Below are 18,248 nucleotides of genomic sequence, written 5' to 3' on the forward strand. Positions count from 1 at the left end.
AGGTCATCCTTCCGCTTTAAGTTCAAGTATTATATCACGTAATTCAGCAGCTTTCTCAAAATCAAGTGCTTTTGCTGCTTCCTTCATTTCTTTATCCATATTTTCGATAACTTTAGATCTCTCTGTTTTAGATAATTTTGCAATACTCTTCGTTTTCTCTGTATAACTTTCCTCTTCCTCAGATGCAACAGTTGCCTTGATAACATCACGTACATCTTTCCGTATTGTTGTCGGCCTAATATTGTACTTTTCATTGTAAGCTATTTGTTTTTCACGACGTCGGTTTGTCTCATCAATGGCTAACTGCATCGAATTTGTTATACGATCGGCATACATAATAACTTGACCATTTTCATTCCTCGCTGCACGACCCATCGTCTGGATTAGTGATCGTTCAGAACGCAGAAATCCTTCTTTATCCGCATCCAGAATAGTTACCAATGAAACCTCAGGTATATCTAAGCCTTCACGTAATAAATTAATACCTACAAGAACATCATATTTACCAACACGCAAATCACGAATAACTTCAATTCGCTCTAGCGTTTTTATTTCTGAGTGCAAATAAGCGACTTTAATTCCAATTTCCTTCAAGTAGTCCGTTAAGTCTTCTGACATTTTCTTCGTGAGTGTCGTCACCAGAACACGTTCATTTCGCTCAGATCGCTTATTAATCTCCTCAATCAAGTTATCGATTTGACCCTCAATTGGTCTCACATCAATTTCTGGATCTAATAAACCGGTCGGACGAATAATCTGCTCGGTCACTTTTGGTGAATGATCTAACTCATATGGTCCCGGTGTTGCCGAAACATAAATTAGCTGATTTGTCGCCTTCTCAAATTCATCAAACATCAATGGACGGTTATCTAACGCTGACGGCAGGCGGAATCCATGATCAACTAACACCTGTTTACGAGCTCTATCACCTTTGTACATTCCACGAACCTGGGGCAGCGTAGCATGTGATTCATCAACTATAGCTAAAAAATCGTCCGGAAAGAAATCTAGTAATGTGTAGGGTGTTGCCCCTTCTTCACGAAATGTTAAATGCCGTGAGTAGTTCTCAATCCCTGAGCAGAATCCCATTTCATGCATCATTTCCACATCGTAATTTGTACGTTGTTCCAACCGTTGCGCTTCCAGTAATTTATTTTCCGCACGGAGTTGCTTTAAACGTTCTTCAAGTTCTGATTCTATATTAACAATTGCCTTTTTTAGTTTCTCTTCACGTGTAACGAAGTGAGAAGCTGGAAATATTGCCACATGTTCGCGGTCACCAACGATTTCACCAGTTAACGCATCTACTTCACGGATTCGGTCAATTTCATCACCGAAAAATTCAATCCGAATACAATGTTCTTCTTTAGAGGCAGGAATTACTTCGACAGAATCACCACGAACACGGAAAGTTCCACGTTGGAAATTAATGTCATTTCGCGCATACTGTATATCAACCAAGTCACGCAACAGCTGATCCCGGTCTTTTTCCATTCCCATTCTTAATGAAAGGACCTGACTTTCGTAATCTTCAGGGGAACCTAGGCCATAAATACAGGAAACACTCGAAACAATCAAAACATCACGTCGTTCAAACAATGCTGATGTTGCTGAGTGGCGCAGTTTATCAATCTCATCGTTAATACTTGCGTCCTTTTCAATAAAAGTATCAGTTGATGGTACATATGCTTCAGGCTGATAATAATCATAATAGCTTACAAAATATTCAACTGCATTATTTGGAAAGTATTCCTTGAATTCGCTATATAATTGACCTGCCAATGTTTTGTTATGTGCGATCACAAGCGTTGGACGGTTAATTTCCTCAACTACATTTGATACCGTAAACGTTTTCCCGGTACCCGTTGCTCCAAGTAACGTCTGATGGCGCTGCCCGGATTTCACCTTTTCTACTATTTCTTTAATAGCTTGTGGCTGATCGCCACTTGGTTCATATTGTGCAACAAGATCAAATTGATTTTCCACAAAGCAAACCTCCGTTCATCACTCTGCTTACTAGTTTACCATATTTATTATCTAATTTTAACATATAAGCGAACAAATATTCGATTATTATGCTTCTCCCTGTCTACTGTTACATTTTACCCGTTTTAATTAACGGAAAATCATTCACAAAGGTTTCACACGTATATATTGTTTAGCTTAGTTGAATGCCTTATAATCGGGGTAACATAGCTCTAGAGAGGATTTTATTCATGAAAAAAATGATGACATTACTATTCATCATAATAGTTCTGGCAGCATGTGGTCAAAGTGAAGACACTGAAAATGGGACAACTGATAATGCTGTTAAGGCGATTGAAGCTAATTTGGAAGTCCCTGAAAAAGGTGATAAAAATCAGGATATAACCTTTTCTGTAACAGTTACACAGGACAGCAAACCAGTTGAGGATGCAAGTGAAGTGGAGTTTGAAATATGGAAAGATGGATTAAAAGATGATAGCGAAATGATCAAGGCAAAACATACTGGCGACGGCAAATATACTATAGAAAAATCATTTAAAGAAGATGGTCTATATCATGTTCAGTCACACGTTACCGCCCGTACCATGCATACGATGCCTAAAAAGGAAATAACCATTGGCGATCCAAAAGCTAGTACCACAACAAGTGAAAACCAGAAAGAAGATGACCAAAACCATACACACTTATCTATAGACTTACAACAGCCCGATACAATTAAAGCGACTGAGGAAGCTGAGTTTACAGTCAAGGTGCTAAAAGAAGAGGAATTACTAGAAAAGGCTTCCGTAACGTTGGAAATTTGGCAAGAAAATAAAGAGAACCATGAATGGAACGATATGAGCGAGACTTCTTCTGGCACGTATCAATCTACTGCAACCTTTAACGACAGCGGGATATATAATGTTAATGTTCATGTTAAAAAAGAGGATATCCATGACCATAAAGAGTTCACTGCAGATGTAAAATAAAACAGAAAACTATCATTAGAAAACTTGGCTTATCGCCAAGTTTTAATATAGATAAGACTTAGTTGCGCTTATGCAGTAACTTTCTTACCTGCCCAAAAAAACATTTGCTGAAATTGCTAATGTTTTTTTTGTATTATTTCCTCTATTAACAGCGACAGTGGCCTTTCGTCTAAGTTCCGGTGATATGCATCAATCTTCTGCCTGTAAATACGCTGTCTTCTCTCATCACAAAAAAATTCAAGGATTTGCTGTTCCAATAAATTATTTTCTAAATCAACAGTAGATACCACACCTATTTGATTCAGCTGATTAACGTTGATTTTCTCCTGTCCAGGTAATGGGTCATAAACAAATATTGGCTTTCGCTTCATTAAGCATTCACTGACTGTCACCCCACCAGGCTTTGTTAAAACCGCATCCACTTTATTATATAATATATTCATTTCTTCTTTACTTGTTATATATGGTAGCGGAGTAACGGTTGGTTTGTCTTTCCGTAATAATTGTTCATAAAGTGCTTCATTTTTTCCGCATAACACATAGTAATGAATCTTGTCCGAATGGGAATAGTTAAGCAATTTCTTTATAGCACCAACCCCTAGACTTCCACCGGTAACTAATACTGATATTCCTTCATCTTTCGTTTGTTGTTCTTGCCCCGAGTGAAATACCTGATGAATTGGAATTCCTGTGATGAAAATTCGTCTTTCTGCAACACCTTTTTCTAACAAGTATTCCTTTACAGAAACTGTTGGAACCATGTGATAATCAATTCCATCGATTCCCCATATTCGATTTATAAAAAAATCCGTGTACACGTTTACCGTAATAGATTGCAATTTATTCTTCTTTTTTAAGACTGCGGCAATATTCGATGGAAGTGCATGTGTACAGAATAGAACGCTAGGATTTTGTTGATTGGTTAGTCGTTTTAAAAAATAAGTAAACATTGTTTCATACAGGTATTGCCGGTTATGTGGTGATGTTTTCTTATACGCTGCTTGTTTATACAGCCAGTCATATACATCTGGAAACTTTCTAATCCATGCTAAATATGTAGACGAAACGACTTTCTCAACTCCTCCATAGCTATACGATAAAATATCTACTTTATCACAAACGATTTCCTTATGAGTCGTATGAATCTCATTTATTAATGCATCTGCCACATGATGGTGCCCTGTAGGGATTTGCATAAAGGGTAGAAATAAAGCCTTTTTCTGATCCATTTTTCATTGCCTCCATTTGGCTTCAATTACCAATGATAGAGTCGCTGTCAGCATGATATACTTTTATTCGTGAGAGAAAGGAGTAATCGCGATGACATATCTATTCATTACTACTATTATTATATTTTTCATTTGCTTTCTGCTTTTTAAAGCCTATAAAAACACCCAAGATATTAAAATAAATAAAATTAACGTAGCTTCCGAATCAGGCATAATCAATGACTCTACATTATCGATTCTTCATCTATCCGACTTACATCTCGAAAACATCTCGTTAAGCCCCATGCAACTGGAACGAAAGCTAGAGAATGAATCTGTTGATCTCATTGCATTAACCGGTGATTTCCTAGACCGCAAGCGTTCTATACCGAAATTACTTCCGTATCTGAGAGTGTTAAATCGCCTTGAACCCACACATGGCACCTATGCGGTATTTGGAAATCATGATTACGTGCTAAAAGGTGACGACTTGAATGAACTAAAAACATTGCTTGAGGATAATAATGTTCACGTATTACAGAATGAAAGTGCGACTATTTCAGTAAACGGAGAAGCAATAAATATAATTGGGATTGATGACTATAGTACAAACCGAAGCAACTTATCCCTTGCATATAAGCATATCGAACAAGGCAAAAATATTGTGTTAACACACGATCCTACTATTGTACTTGATATGCATGAATATTCGTTTGACTATTTAATGGCCGGGCATTTTCATGGTGGACAAATTTGTTACCCTAAGGCATATCACCTTGCAAAAATGGGAAAACTAGCGCGTAAAAATGTTATAAAAGGGTTGCATTCGCATAACAGCACACCATTTTATATAAGTGAAGGTCTTGGTCAAACAGGACTCAATATCCGTATTGGCAGCAGACCCGAAATAACATTTCATGATGTAGCTGTTGGAGTAAAAGCTAGTTAATTTATTTCACATTATACTTTTCATGCAATGTCTCTTTCGACATAAATAAATATGCAGGTAATGCGTGGTATGATGTTTTTGCTATGTGGTTTATAGGAAGAAATGTCACCTTCTTATACAGACGATAATAAGGATTTCTTATAGGAACTTTTTCAAAGCCAAGTCGATTTGCACCTCGATACAATGTCGTAATTCCTATTATTCCTTTTATCTCATTATTTTTGTCATGAGATAAAACATAACGGGAAAGGATGGGTAACGCATCTTTAATCATGTGGTAAAAAAGAACTGCTCGCTTTATATCACTTCTGATTGGCAATAGATCGCTTAACATCCTTACATTATGCAAATGTATCTTCAATAGCAGATCATTTTTATAAATAATTGTTCCATCCTTAAGTATAACCGTCGCCCCTTTGTATCTCGTAAGTCTGACCCGAAATAAGGTATTGCGCTTGTCGTTATCAGGTACGTAATGAAGTCTTGAAACATTATAATAAATAGGGTCAATCGCATTCCATACACCCAATATATAGCTCTTCATCTTATTTCCCCTTCTTTTTTATCTAGTTTGCTTAAGTAAAAGCAATATTATAGAAGGAATTTTAATCCAATGAAGAAGACTCCTACTCAACTGAGCAGGAGCCTTTGCATAACCAATATTTGTTAACTATTATTCAGTAACTTCAATTTTTCCTAGTGCTCCTTTTGTAACATGATCAAACGCGTGTGTTACGAAAGGATAAATACCTGCTTCCTTAACTGTGAATTCAACAACCATAGAGCCAGAAACCGGAACCATTGCTGTTTGTAAGCCATTAAGTACATTTCTAGGATCGCCATCAATATAAACCGTTTCAAGCTGAGAACCAATTACATGAAAGCTAGAAACTTCGTTTGGCCCAGCATCAAGGAAATTGATACGTATTTTATCGCCAACTTTTGCTTGAATCATTTCCCCTTTTACGGCTTGTGTGCTTCCGTTAAATAAAACATATTCAGGCTCACCATCTAACATGTCACTGTAATTACCATCTTTATAAAACTCACTTTGAACAACTGTAATTTCTTTGTCAATTTCATTATCTGTTGGATAACCATCTTTTGGCTCAACAATCATTGTTCCGTACATTCCATTTGCGATATGCTGTAAAACGGGCTCTGTTGCACAATGGTACATGTAAACACCTGGAGAACCCACTTCATAAGTAAATGTTCCTGATTCATCTGGTTTCACGTCTGTGAAGTCTTTATTTGGAGCAGCATATACAGAATGAAAGTCAACTGAATGATCTACTTTAGGGTCCATGTTTTTGAGTGTGAATGTAAGTTTGTCGCCTTCCTGAACACGAATTACTGGTCCAGGAACAGTTCCGTTGAATGTCCAAGCTTTATACATTTTTCCTTTATCAAGCTCAATATCGGTAATCTGAGACGTCATTTCAATATTTACTTCATGTTCACCAACACGCTCTACGTTAATTGGTACTGGGGCTTGGTCAATACCTTCATGTGGTCCGATGTTTTCAATTTCTGGTGTTTTTGCCTTTTGTTTAGCTGCAGCTTGAACAGTTATGTCTTCTTGTTGTTCCACATTTGATTCATCATTTTTCACTAGATCTGACCCACATGCGGTAATTAATAAGGATAAAACCAGTACAATAACAATTGCTCCAAACTTTTTCAAAAACATTCAAAACACCCCTCTGTTTTAGTATATGGAGTGACTATTCACTTTTCATTCTGTGACTATCTCTCCCTTACAATTTAAGTTTACGATAGACCTAAAGCCCTACATGTGATTCAAATCACTAATCCTTGTGAATTTGTGAACAATCTATGTCAATAGTAAATATAGTGTAAATCCTTTGTGTGAAAGTGTTAATAATAATTATTGCAAGCTTAATTTGTGCGTAAATGAGCATTGATGGAAACGCGTATAAAAATATAAAGGCTATTGTCTACAAAATTGTTGTTTCTAACAAAAAAGCATTAATCGCGACAATCAACAGGGTCTTTTACGTCCTACGAATACCCACTTCAATTAATTTAAACAGCTTTTGCGTCCTCATAACCGTCGCAAATTAAAGAGCAACAAAATCCATGAAGAGAGCCAAATAAAAAAATACCCCGACAGGTCTATTATTTATAGTTCATCCAAGATATTTCCCTAGTTATGTGCCTTCCGAATGATCGGTAAACACATTTTGAAGCATGTACAAAACAATGCTCACTGTAATAATTAAAAATCCCCACCCAAGCACTTTTTGCTCGACCTCCAAATAGTTGTTACATAAGCGAACAGGAGCGTCTATATACAGCCATGCCATTAAACCAGACATTGGGATGAAAGTAAAAATAATAAAACTTCTGCCAAGAGAATTAAGCTTTTTCCAGCTATCCTGAAGCGGAATTCCAACTAAAAATGGTAGACTGACAAATTTGAATAGCTCAATATTCCACATATTCAGTGCTTCGTCCAATGTACGCGGGATCATCCAATAGGTTATAAGAAATACAACCAATATAATTCCCGGAACACCATTACTGTTCCACTTAGAAAAAAAGCCTGGAAACTTGCACTGAAAATAGCCGGATATCAACAAACCAGATATAATCAATAACGGAATTTGTACAAGCATATGGACTACCATTACGGATTCCATCAAATTACGTATAGGCGGAATGATCAATAATACGAACAATAGAAACCCATACTTTGTCTGTAACATCAGATCATCCCCCCTCCTACAAGTCACGCCAATTTTTTATCTTTAAAATCTTCTTTTGCGCCCACTTTATTTCGCTTATTAATATAACGAACAAAGTGAATTACAAATACGGTAACAGATAGAACTGCAAACACACCCGCAACTGCTCCAAATACAGCAGGAGCCATCCACTCAGGAATGTGCGTTGCCCATCTTCTTGGTGTACTTAATGCCCCAGATACAAGGAATGATCCACTTAACCCAACAATAGATAGGGTAAAGGCAATAAACGCAATTTTATCCAACATATTTGTCTTCATGTTACTATCTTCCTTTGCAAGAAAATACATAAATCCAAAAATCATTGCACATGCTCCGAGTGCCATATACATGTGAAAATGTCCCGGAACCCATTTTGTGTTATGCATAACATGGTTAACAACGATGGTAGCATCAACGATTGCAGGTACAACTCCGACTATCCAGCCAAACATAGACATGTAAATTAAACCTGAAGCTATATCCCATTTAATACCTGATTTGTATACAATCATTAATGCACCATAAGCTGTTACAACAAGTACTGGCAGCCCATTTGCATACGATAGAATCTGTCCCATAATTAACATCCAATTAGGCATTACCGAGTCCATCAACAAGTGGTGTGTATATATTATTAACGTGAATACCGTTGACATTGTCCATGCAATCAAAAATGCTTTACTAGATTTCCAAGGACGATTTGTATATCGTGGCAGTATTTCATATACCGCTATTACACCCATGTAAATAATGGAGTTAGCAAAAATATGTCCGAATGCATATGTCAGGTTTTTCGCCAATAATGGATCAAATGTAATCGAAGGATTAATCACATTGATTATATTCATAATTAGTACGGTTGCACCTGCTGTTAGTGCTGTTATGTTAACGATTGTTACCATTGTACTTGCCACAACAGCACCTGATGGAGCATCTTTCTCTGACTTTTTACCAGAGATAACATCCCATCCCAAACCTTTTGCTAGGCTTCCGTATTTTTTTATAATAGCTCTACCAGAATCCAAATAAAATAATAAGAAACCAATTCCCAATATAAGCATACCGAACAAGTAAAGCAATGCTCCGACAGTCCCCCAGGCACTTGCAGAAAGCGCTGGCAATGGGTATAGGAATGTCCATGAGCTAGCATACTTAAATGAAAATACTCCAATGATAACCATAACTACTCCTACAAGGAACAGTACTAAGTTAATTGACATAACCTTTTTTGACAGATCTACATAATGGCTAAGGAAATACCACATAACACCAGCAGCTGCTAATGCCGCAGCACCAACCATACCAGTCCCGTGAATTGTCAGAAACTGATAAAATGAAGTAGCAGGTAAATCCAATACTCCACCCTGAGCTAATAGCATTAAAATTCCAAAAATCATCATGACTATAATTACAATTCCACCAACAGTTATATAACTTACAACCAAATTACTACGAGACTTCATTGTTGTTTCCATCTTTTTGCACCTCCACCTTTTTATTACTTAACTTCAATTTTTGTTTTCATTAAATGATGGGCTGTACCACAGTACTCCAGACATAAAATTTCATATGTTCCGGGTTCATCAAATGTAATATACACTTTGTTGGTATAGTCCGGCATAGCTTGTGTCTGAGCAATCATATTCATCTCTTCATCATAAATCCCAAAACCGTGATTAACGTCTTTACTTGTTACGTGAAATTCAACAGGTTCACCTACTAAGAATTTTGTTTGACTCATATTCCAGCCAAATTGAAGTGCTTCTACATCAACTATTGTTGGATCATTTCCAGCACCATAAACTGGTTGATTATAAGGTAATTCTCTTAACGTATAAATAGTGATGATCAACATTAAGGATACTAAAGTGATTCCATAAAATGTACGAGCCTTATACCATTTCTTCTTAATTGGTTCATACTCTCTCTTTTCCTTGGACTTCCACGCTACAAAGCTAAAAACCGCTACAACCATAAGCATGAAGAATAAACTAACAATCCACGCAACTGTTTGCACCATATTAAATAACCTCCCGTATATGTTACCTAATCATAAAGTACTAAATCATTAGTATTATGATCTGGTTCATCATACGAAAATTAAAGACATTCACGAGTGATTCAAATCACTGATTTAAAACTATTTTGTGAATAAACAGTTATATTTGTTTTTACTGTTATAATAGTGTTTAACTCTTATTTCACTATAAATCCAAGCATTCTTTAACGGGGTTTCTTAGAAGATCAATTCTGCTGTCTTAGAACCCCTTATACATTGGAGTGCAACTCTTAATGGCGAGTTCCTTCGTTCACTTATGTATTTATAAATTTTAATTGCGAAAAAAAGAGGTAATGAAGTACTTGCGCATATACTTCATTACCTCTATTAAGATTCAACTGAAAATCAATTTGCTTCTGTCTGATTGTTCTGGTAGCGATTACTTGTACTAATAATTCCTAATTCATGATGATCCTCTTCATATAATGCACTTTGCACATATCGTATTTCTCCATTATCACCAATAATTTCTAGCTTAAAGAATGCGCCACTATCCTGTAACCCATAATAGAACTCATCCATATTATTTATATTTTGGCGATTCACCTTAACAATTGTCTCACCAACAAGAATTCCTAATCGATCAGCAGGAGTTCCTGGAATGATTGCCAGCACTTTTAAACCACGCTCATTTTTATTAAAATAATTAGGTTTTTCTTTATCTGATATGCGATGCTTGTAATTGATATACTCTCTCCCTAATATCGCCACTACCACTGCAACTAACGATAGCCAGCCTACATAAATACTTCCAACCGCAAGCATCAATACAAACAAACTCAGAATATGAATTGATCTCGCGATATGTACTGCAGCTTTTTCTGGAATAGATCCTCTTACAATATGATCAAAGCCCAATAAAAACGGTACAAGCAACAAACTATAAGTTTCACCATTCATTCCAAAATATGGCCAAAATGGTACAATTGGTGTAATAAGTCCAGATGGTATCACAACAAAGAATGGAATTATACTTAACTTTTTAATATGATGCATACCTGTCCATACTCCACGACGTCCAAGTTCCAGATCCGGAAAGGTTGTATTGCGGGTGATACGTTTCATAAGAAATGCTTCAACAGATAAAAATATGGCAACTAGTAAACTTAAACCGACAAAATTTGTATTTGAAAACATGTCATCCTCTACAATATTTTGTTGTTCAAGTATAAATGGCATTAATAAAAGAATCATATATGTAATACCAATAGTATAACTTGCTGAAAGCATTGAGAATCGCAAAGTTATACTCAGCCCAATCGTCACTATACTCAAGAGAATAATTGTCTCATAGGAAAAAATCATACCAGAACCAACAAGGACGATGGAAATGAGTAATCCTGAGAAAATGGATAGGAACCACGTATTTTTCCATTCTGAAAACACATCAAATAATTTAAACCCAAAATTAATTCGCTCTCTGTGAATCCGTTTGTATCCAGCTAATAAAATCAATACAAATGTCCAGTAGAACACGGGATTCAAAAAAAGCCTTCCTATACCTTTTGCTATTTCTATAAACCAAGATTCTGCCAATATAATCACCTTCCAGCACGGATGCAATACATAGTCTTCTTTACCTATATTCGATATTTGTCGATTCAATTCCTGCCAGAATTAAATCTTTGTTAAAAAAGGAAATCCGCGGGCATTACCCGCGGACAGCATATCTATTCATATAAAACGTTTAATGCTTTTTCCTTTTGTCGATCGTCATCACCATTCCGAACTTTCTCAACTATTTTTGCCTGTATTTGCCCAGCAGTCTTTTCATTTATTTCACCAGTAACTTCCAAATCATTGTTAGCTTGAAACGCTTGAACAGCCTTTTCAGTTTTTCTACTGAAATATCCATCTGTTCTGCCAGGCTTATAGTCTAAACCTTTAAGCATTACCTGGACATTCTTCACCTTATCACCCGTATGGTTATAAGCGATAGAATCTTCAACTTGAACAGGATTTGTGAAATAATAATCTGGTTGCTCCACTTTCTCTGTTGGTTTAACACCCTTTTCATGAATCCATGTACCGTCCGGTGAGAGCCACTTGAAGAAAGTCAGTTTAATTGTACTACCGTCACCCATTGGAACTGCTTGTTGAACAGTCCCTTTCCCATAACTTTTAGTACCAACTACATCATAGCCTGCTTCCTTCATCGCAACAGCAAGAATTTCAGATGCTGAGGCACTTCCTTCATCAATAATCACACTAATTGGATATGGTTTTTTCTCTTCTAGTTCCGAAAATGACTTAGATTTTTCACCTTTTTGATTTTCAATTTGTAAGTAAGGCATATTCTTAGGAATAAAGTACTTCAGAATATCCTCAACGGCTGTCAATAGTCCACCAGGGTTACCTCGTACATCTATAACTAACCCTTCTATGTTCTTACCTTCCAGCTTTTTAAGCTCCTTGGAGAAATCCTTTGCAGTATTTTCAGAGAAAGTTGTTATCTCAATAACACCAGTCTTCTTGCCGTCAACTGTCTTCACCTCTGAATACACCGTTTCCACTGGAATATCATCGCGAACAATTTTCACATCAAATGGGTCTGATACACCAGTACGTTGAATTTCAAGTACAACTTCTGAGCCCTTTTCTCCCCGTATTTTTTCGACCGCTTCATATAAATCCATACCAACGACACTTTCGTCATCAACGCTTAGGATCTTATCATTTGGCCTAAGTCCTGCTTCTTCCGCAGGAGAATCTTTAATAGGGGCAACAATTGTCACCTTCCCATTGACTGTACTAACTTCAGCACCAATTCCCTCAAATGAAGATTCAATTGTTTCGTTAAACCGTTCCATTGTTTCCACATCCATATAAGAACTATATGGATCCTCCAACGTTGTGAGCATGCCTTGGATAGCACCTTCAATTAACTGCTTATCTTTTACATCATTCAGATAGTTTTCTTTTATTAAATTAAAGGCTTGTGATACCTTCTCGATATTTTCTGGTGGCGCACTTGTTTCCTGAGATGTACCTGGAATGTCTACTTTAGTCTGTTGTGACTGTTCTGGCATAGTATTAGGCTGTGCTAACTTAACACCGAAATACGCACCTGCAAAACCTAAGAGTAAGGCAGCAAATAAAATAATTATAATATGTTGCTTACGAAGATTCATTCTTTCACCCCAACTTTTATGTATTTGATGATGGGTCTTTCCAGTAAAAAGCATAAGACTACCATAAATGAATTACATTAATACTAGTTAAGTTCTTCTATGTCGGTTTATACTTTTTATATCTAAAAAGGCATCACACCGTAATGTGCGATGCCTTTAATATTATAGTTTATTCAATCAAATTGCAAATACATTCATAAAAATTACTTTAGAAATGGCATTGGATTTATACCACCGTGTTGGCTCCACTCTCCATTATGGACCTCAAAGTGAAGATGAGCTCCGAATGATCTCCCAGTATTACCTACTTCTCCCAATTTCTGTCCTGCTGATACATTTTGACCATATCCAACAGAACGGCTTGACATATGTGCATAAACAGTAGACTTATTATATTGCGGATGGTAAACATACACAACATTTCCATAGCTAGTTGAATAAGCAGATCTTGTTACAACACCTGCAGCAGCAGTTTGTATGGTAGTTCCTGTCGATGCAGCAATATCCAATCCATAGTGGTACCCCAGACTTCTTGAACCGTACCTGGAAGATAGTCTACCTTGTGATGGCCAACTGAAAATTCCACTTCCACCCGCGCTTAGACTTGCACCACTAGATGAGGAATTTTTATTCTTTTCTTTTGCAAGTTGTGCAAGAGCTGACTTTTTAGCTTTTTCTATAACAGCAGCTTGATCATTTAAAACTTGTTTTTGCTCAGCTAAACTCATTTTATATTCTTCCAAATGATTATGTTCTTCTTCAAGCTCAGCCATTAGTTTCTCTTTCTCTGCAGCCTGATCGTCTAATGTAGATTTTAACGACTCTAACTCACTCTTTTGGTTCACAAGTGAAGCTTTCTTCTCCTCGACTTCTGCTTTCTTTTGTTCTATTTCATCTTTCTTTTGTTCCACTTCTACTTTCTTTTCTTCCATCAATTTCTTTTCTGCCATGTGTTCTTCCATAATATTTTTGTCCTGGTCCATTATCGTGTTTACTGCTGAAGTTCTGCTGATAAAGTCACCAAAGTTGCGTGATCCTAGAATAACTTCCATATACTTCATGTTTCCACCATTTGACTGAATAGCACGAAGACGGTCTTTTAGCATCTTCTCACGTTCTTTAATCCGCTCTCTCATTGCTTTTATTTCCTCTTTTAGCTGATCAATCTTTTGGTTTATTTCTTTTATTTGTTTTTCTAGATCTTTTATTTCATTATTTGTTGCAGTTATTTCACTTTCCTTTGACTTAATTTTGTTTCTTGTTTCACTAAGCTGTTGATTGATGGCATCTATATCATTACCGACACTTTCCTGCTTATTAAGATTGTCTTCAATCTTTTCTTCTGTATTATTCTTCTTACTGTTAAGATTACTTTTCTTGTCATCCAATTCGTTTTGTTTTTCTTCTAATTCATCAATTTTTTGACTAGCTGATTCTGCAGACACTTTCTGCCAATCTACTAAACCTGAACCTATTATCAATACAGCAATAAACATGTAAACAGTTTTTTTCATTTCTTTCCTCTTCCCCCTCTGAAAATGTACACGTTGGTATAAATCTTTAAACTCTAAGGAATTTACGAACACTCATGACGCTCCCCCAAATTCCGATGAAAACGCCAATAGCTAGTATAATGAGCGAAAGTTGCCATGCAAATGGATTAAACGGCAATAAATCTACAAAACTATAGGTAATCTTTTCACTGACATTATTTACAAGGTAGTAATAACCAGATAGAACTCCAGCTATTGGAATGACAGCTCCTAATGCTCCGAGCAACATTCCTTCAATGAAGAATGGCCAGCGAATAAATCCATTCGTAGCACCAACAAGCTTCATGATTCCAATTTCTTTACTGCGAGCCATTATCGTAAGTTTTATCGTATTGGAAATGAGAAATATGGCAGTAAATAGTAAACCAGCAATTAATGCTAAGCCTATATTTCGTGCATATTCATTGAACTGAAATAAACGATGGACAACGTCTCTCCCATAATTCACTTCCTGTATATTGTCCAAGGAATTAATTTTCTGTGCTAATGCCTCTGTATTGGTTGGATCTTCAGCTTTAACGATGTATGCGTGACTTAAAGGATTTTCCTGCTTATATAGTTCCCACGATTCTCCTTCTTCCCCCATACCTGATATTAATTGTTCAAGCTGTTCATCTTTTGAGGAAAACTCAACACTTTTAACTTCTTCCATTTCTTTAATGGATCCTCTGATTTCCTGGATTTGTTCTTCATTTGCAGTACGTTCAACTAATGCATCAATTTGAACTTCTTCTTCAAGACCTTCAGCCATAAAATTAAGATTAAGCATCAGCGCAAGAAAAGTTCCAACAAGTAGTAACGTTATAGTTACTGCACCAACAGAAGCTACTGTCATCCAGCCATTACGGAAAATATTCTTAATTCCTTCTCTTAAATGCCTTTTCATTGTTCTAAACTTCATAGCCGTATTCACCTCGTTGCTCGTCACGCACGATTAACCCGTCTTCTACAGCAATAACGCGTTTTTTAATCGTGTTAACAATTTCTTTGCTATGGGTGGCCATGATAACCGTTGTACCCTTGGCATTAATTTCTTCAAAGATCCGCATAATTCCCCATGATGTCTCCGGATCCAGGTTTCCAGTGGGCTCGTCCGCAATAACAACCTTTGGATGATTAACAATAGCTCGTGCTATTGAAACACGTTGTTGTTCACCGCCTGATAATTCGTCAGGAATAAAACGTGCTTTATTCTTTAAGCCAACTAGTTCAAGAACATCCATGACACGTTTTCTAATATTTCGAGGTGATTCTTCAATAACCTCCAACGCAAATGCTATATTCTCATAGACTGATAGTTTTGGTAACAGCTTAAAGTCCTGGTAAATAACACCTATGTCCCTTCGTAAATACGGAACTTTCTTTTCCTTCATGTTATTTATATCAATTTCGTTTATAATCATGGTACCGTCCGAAGGTTTAACTTCGCGGTACATGAGTTTTACAAAAGTAGACTTGCCGGCACCACTTGGCCCGACAATATAAACAAATTCGCCTTGGTCGATATCTATATTGATGCCATTAAGTGCAGTAACACCATTCGCATATGTCTTGTATACATCTTTCATTTTAATCATTTATGTATCACCTTTAACCTTTATTTAGTCATTCTTGTTGTCGATTTTTGTTTTATTTTTTCTATACTACACACCCTTTTTTTCTGTCTCTAGTATATAATTATATATATTATAACATTTTTCAGCAAAAAATTTAGAAAAAAATTATTACATTTTCATTTCAATTCATTAACTTATTAAATAACTTATCCATATAAGGTATCTTTTTAAAGAGTTCTGTAAAATGAACGTTAGAAAACTTGGCATACGCCAAGCCTTAATGGCGAGTGCCTTAGTTGCACTTATGCAGTAAGAAAGGATTTATACTTTCTTAACTGCCAAAAAAAGCTTGTTCCTTGGAAACTAATCCAGAAGAACAAGCTAGTAGTAGCTAAGTAATCACGTTATTTCTTTTCTGCCAGCCATGAAGAAAGTGTTGTTATGTCTCCTTCAGATAGCTGACCTTCAAATGCTGGCATACCACCATTTTTACCATTCTTAAGGATACCAGCAATTTCATCAGCAGAATATTTTGAACCAATTGCTGACAACTTAGGACCAGATCCGCCAGAAAGATCGCCACCGTGGCAAGAAGCGCAATTATTTTGATATAGTTCTTCAGCAGCGGCAGTATCTACTGAGCCACCACCTTCATCCCCTGCAGATTCTTCGGTATCGGCTCCACCATTATCAGCTGGTCCCTCGTTACCGCCGTCATCTCCGCCACCGCCACAAGCACCGAGCACTAACGCTGAACCAAATAGCATTGTGAATAACCATTTTTTCATGCATAAACCCCCCTAACATAATTTAGTATAAAGGTTATCAGCATTAGTATAACCTAATTACAAAGAATTAAAACAATTGGACAATACGATTTTTATACAAAATTAAACAAACTTTATGGGGGCAATGACTTTGCCAAATTGTGTCAATTTCATGAATTTCTAATGAATCATACTGTCCGAAAATTCCTTAGTCTAATTGAGCACGTAAGTAAGCATCTATGAATGGATCGAGGTCACCATCAATCACACCTTGTGCATTACCGACTTCTTTGTTTGTTCGATGGTCTTTTACCATTGTATATGGATGGAAAACATAAGAGCGAATTTGACTTCCCCAGCCTATTTCTTTTTGTTCACCACGCAGTGCAGCGACTTCCTGCTGCTGACGTTCTATTTCTTTTTGATATAACTTGGATTTCAACATTTTCATCGCTTGTTCCCGGTTTTTTATTTGTGAGCGTTCAGATTGACAAGTGACGACAATTTTTGTGGGTAAATGGGTAATTCGAACAGCCGAATCTGTTGTATTAACATGTTGTCCACCAGCACCACTAGCACGATACGTATCAATTTTTAAGTCCTCAGTTTTAACCTCAATATCAACATCATCTGAAGTTTCTGGCAATACGTCACAAGATGAAAAAGACGTATGTCTCCGGCCAGATGAATCAAATGGCGAAATTCTTACTAGTCGATGTACGCCTTTTTCGGCCTTCAGATAGCCATAAGCATTGTAGCCTTTAATTAATAACGTAACACTCTTGACCCCTGCTTCATCACCAGGTAAATAATCAAGGGTTTCTACCGAGAAGTCTCGGCTATCAGCCCACCGTTGATACATCCGCAGCAACATACTGGCCCAATCCTGAGATTCTGTACCACCCGCACCAGGATGTAATTCCAAAATAGCATTGTTTGCATCATATGGTTCACTTAAAAGCATTTGCAACTCAAATTTATTTATATCTTCAAGTACTGTATGAATTTCCTGTTCAAGCTCAGCAAAAAGTTCGTTATCATTCTCTTCCTTCACCAATTCAAAAGATACTTTCAGATTGTCTAACTTCTCTTCTAATTCGTCAAAGCTATCTACATAGCTTTTCAAACCGTTTGTTTCAGCTATCACTTTTTGTGCAGCATTCTGGTCATCCCAAAAGTCTGGGAATGTCATCATTTGTTCCAACTCTTCAATACGTTCCCTTTTTTCATCTAAGTCAAAGAGACCCCCTGAAATCTTCAATCCTGTTTGTCATTAATTCAATTTTATTTCCAATCTCCGCTAGTTCCATAACATTCA

General features: G+C 36.6%; 16 protein-coding genes. 2 read left to right on the forward strand and 14 right to left on the reverse strand.

Annotation, left to right across the window (positions count from 1 at the left end; all coding sequences use genetic code 11):
- Nucleotides 1-3 precede the first annotated feature (3 nt).
- Nucleotides 4-1,986, reverse strand: coding sequence for an excinuclease ABC subunit UvrB (gene uvrB, locus J2Z82_RS04275; protein WP_209479548.1), 1,983 nt, complete (start codon nt 1,984-1,986; stop codon nt 4-6).
- Between the two features lie 230 nt (nt 1,987-2,216).
- On the opposite strand from uvrB, the gene J2Z82_RS04280 reads away from it, so the two are divergent.
- On the forward strand, nt 2,217-2,954 hold the full coding sequence (locus tag J2Z82_RS04280; RefSeq protein ID WP_209479549.1) for a FixH family protein: 738 nt from the start codon (nt 2,217-2,219) through the stop codon (nt 2,952-2,954).
- 116 nt (nt 2,955-3,070) lie between these two features.
- Here the strand turns inward: J2Z82_RS04280 and J2Z82_RS04285 are convergent, their stop codons facing one another.
- The gene (locus tag J2Z82_RS04285; protein WP_209479550.1) at nt 3,071-4,183 is read right to left on the reverse strand and encodes an MGDG synthase family glycosyltransferase; all 1,113 of its coding nucleotides are present in this window, start codon (nt 4,181-4,183) and stop codon (nt 3,071-3,073) included.
- 91 nt (nt 4,184-4,274) lie between these two features.
- Here J2Z82_RS04285 and J2Z82_RS04290 point away from each other — a divergent pair, with 91 nt between their 5' ends.
- A complete protein-coding gene (locus tag J2Z82_RS04290; RefSeq protein ID WP_209479551.1) occupies nt 4,275-5,111 on the forward strand; it encodes a metallophosphoesterase in 837 nt (278 codons plus the stop codon).
- 1 nt (nt 5,112) lies between these two features.
- Here J2Z82_RS04290 and J2Z82_RS04295 read toward each other — a convergent pair whose 3' ends face one another.
- The 12 genes from J2Z82_RS04295 to prfB all read right to left on the reverse strand — a co-directional run bounded on the left by J2Z82_RS04295 (nt 5,113) and on the right by prfB (nt 18,240).
- Nucleotides 5,113-5,655, reverse strand: a complete 543-nt coding sequence (locus tag J2Z82_RS04295) for a YkoP family protein (RefSeq protein WP_209479552.1) — start codon at nt 5,653-5,655, stop codon at nt 5,113-5,115.
- A 129-nt stretch (nt 5,656-5,784) separates the two neighbouring features.
- Nucleotides 5,785-6,804, reverse strand: coding sequence for a multicopper oxidase domain-containing protein (locus tag J2Z82_RS04300; protein ID WP_209479553.1), 1,020 nt, complete (start codon nt 6,802-6,804; stop codon nt 5,785-5,787).
- A gap of 481 nt (nt 6,805-7,285) precedes the next feature.
- Complete coding sequence (locus tag J2Z82_RS04305) at nt 7,286-7,843, reverse strand: hypothetical protein (protein WP_209479554.1); 558 nt, start codon at nt 7,841-7,843, stop codon at nt 7,286-7,288.
- A 23-nt stretch (nt 7,844-7,866) separates the two neighbouring features.
- A complete protein-coding gene (locus J2Z82_RS04310) occupies nt 7,867-9,339 on the reverse strand; it encodes a cbb3-type cytochrome c oxidase subunit I (protein ID WP_209479555.1) in 1,473 nt (490 codons plus the stop codon).
- 23 nt (nt 9,340-9,362) lie between these two features.
- A complete protein-coding gene (locus tag J2Z82_RS04315; protein WP_209479556.1) occupies nt 9,363-9,884 on the reverse strand; it encodes a cupredoxin domain-containing protein in 522 nt (173 codons plus the stop codon).
- Between the two features lie 384 nt (nt 9,885-10,268).
- A complete protein-coding gene (locus tag J2Z82_RS04320; protein ID WP_209479557.1) occupies nt 10,269-11,459 on the reverse strand; it encodes a PDZ domain-containing protein in 1,191 nt (396 codons plus the stop codon).
- A 134-nt stretch (nt 11,460-11,593) separates the two neighbouring features.
- The gene (locus tag J2Z82_RS04325) at nt 11,594-13,054 is read right to left on the reverse strand and encodes a S41 family peptidase (protein ID WP_209479558.1); all 1,461 of its coding nucleotides are present in this window, start codon (nt 13,052-13,054) and stop codon (nt 11,594-11,596) included.
- A 203-nt stretch (nt 13,055-13,257) separates the two neighbouring features.
- A complete protein-coding gene (locus J2Z82_RS04330; protein ID WP_209479559.1) occupies nt 13,258-14,568 on the reverse strand; it encodes a murein hydrolase activator EnvC family protein in 1,311 nt (436 codons plus the stop codon).
- 46 nt (nt 14,569-14,614) lie between these two features.
- Nucleotides 14,615-15,508 carry a permease-like cell division protein FtsX gene (gene ftsX / locus J2Z82_RS04335; protein WP_092491979.1) on the reverse strand — a complete coding sequence of 298 codons (894 nt, stop codon included), beginning with the start codon at nt 15,506-15,508 and terminating at the stop codon, nt 14,615-14,617.
- Nucleotides 15,498-16,184 carry a cell division ATP-binding protein FtsE gene (gene ftsE, locus J2Z82_RS04340; protein WP_092491978.1) on the reverse strand — a complete coding sequence of 229 codons (687 nt, stop codon included), beginning with the start codon at nt 16,182-16,184 and terminating at the stop codon, nt 15,498-15,500. Before ftsE ends, ftsX begins: the two co-directional genes overlap by 11 nt.
- Nucleotides 16,185-16,567: 383 nt before the next feature.
- The gene (gene cccB, locus J2Z82_RS04345) at nt 16,568-16,951 is read right to left on the reverse strand and encodes a cytochrome c551 (RefSeq protein WP_209479560.1); all 384 of its coding nucleotides are present in this window, start codon (nt 16,949-16,951) and stop codon (nt 16,568-16,570) included.
- Between the two features lie 187 nt (nt 16,952-17,138).
- Nucleotides 17,139-18,240 (reverse strand): peptide chain release factor 2 gene (prfB, locus tag J2Z82_RS04350; RefSeq protein WP_209479561.1). Its coding sequence is split into 2 segments (ribosomal slippage): nt 17,139-18,167 and nt 18,169-18,240, totalling 1,101 coding nucleotides; the frame shifts between segments, so codons are not numbered across the junction.
- Between the last annotated feature and the right edge of the window lie 8 nt (nt 18,241-18,248).

This window comes from Virgibacillus litoralis (genome assembly GCF_017873675.1).
GTDB lineage: Bacteria > Bacillota > Bacilli > Bacillales > Amphibacillaceae > Lentibacillus > Lentibacillus litoralis.

What these genes read in the sequence shown, in the direction of transcription:
- J2Z82_RS04330 (WP_209479559.1), bottom strand. Translation starts at nt 14,568, where the DNA reads ATGAAAAAAACTGTTTACATGTTTATTGCTGTATTGATAATAGGTTCA.
- J2Z82_RS04300 (WP_209479553.1), bottom strand. Translation starts at nt 6,804, where the DNA reads ATGTTTTTGAAAAAGTTTGGAGCAATTGTTATTGTACTGGTTTTATCC.
- ftsX (WP_092491979.1), bottom strand. Translation starts at nt 15,508, where the DNA reads ATGAAGTTTAGAACAATGAAAAGGCATTTAAGAGAAGGAATTAAGAAT.
- J2Z82_RS04315 (WP_209479556.1), bottom strand. Translation starts at nt 9,884, where the DNA reads ATGGTGCAAACAGTTGCGTGGATTGTTAGTTTATTCTTCATGCTTATG.
- J2Z82_RS04285 (WP_209479550.1), bottom strand. Translation starts at nt 4,183, where the DNA reads ATGGATCAGAAAAAGGCTTTATTTCTACCCTTTATGCAAATCCCTACA.
- J2Z82_RS04295 (WP_209479552.1), bottom strand. Translation starts at nt 5,655, where the DNA reads ATGAAGAGCTATATATTGGGTGTATGGAATGCGATTGACCCTATTTAT.
- ftsE (WP_092491978.1), bottom strand. Translation starts at nt 16,184, where the DNA reads ATGATTAAAATGAAAGATGTATACAAGACATATGCGAATGGTGTTACT.
- J2Z82_RS04310 (WP_209479555.1), bottom strand. Translation starts at nt 9,339, where the DNA reads ATGGAAACAACAATGAAGTCTCGTAGTAATTTGGTTGTAAGTTATATA.
- J2Z82_RS04290 (WP_209479551.1), top strand. Translation starts at nt 4,275, where the DNA reads ATGACATATCTATTCATTACTACTATTATTATATTTTTCATTTGCTTT.
- J2Z82_RS04280 (WP_209479549.1), top strand. Translation starts at nt 2,217, where the DNA reads ATGAAAAAAATGATGACATTACTATTCATCATAATAGTTCTGGCAGCA.
- J2Z82_RS04325 (WP_209479558.1), bottom strand. Translation starts at nt 13,054, where the DNA reads ATGAATCTTCGTAAGCAACATATTATAATTATTTTATTTGCTGCCTTA.
- J2Z82_RS04305 (WP_209479554.1), bottom strand. Translation starts at nt 7,843, where the DNA reads ATGTTACAGACAAAGTATGGGTTTCTATTGTTCGTATTATTGATCATT.
- cccB (WP_209479560.1), bottom strand. Translation starts at nt 16,951, where the DNA reads ATGAAAAAATGGTTATTCACAATGCTATTTGGTTCAGCGTTAGTGCTC.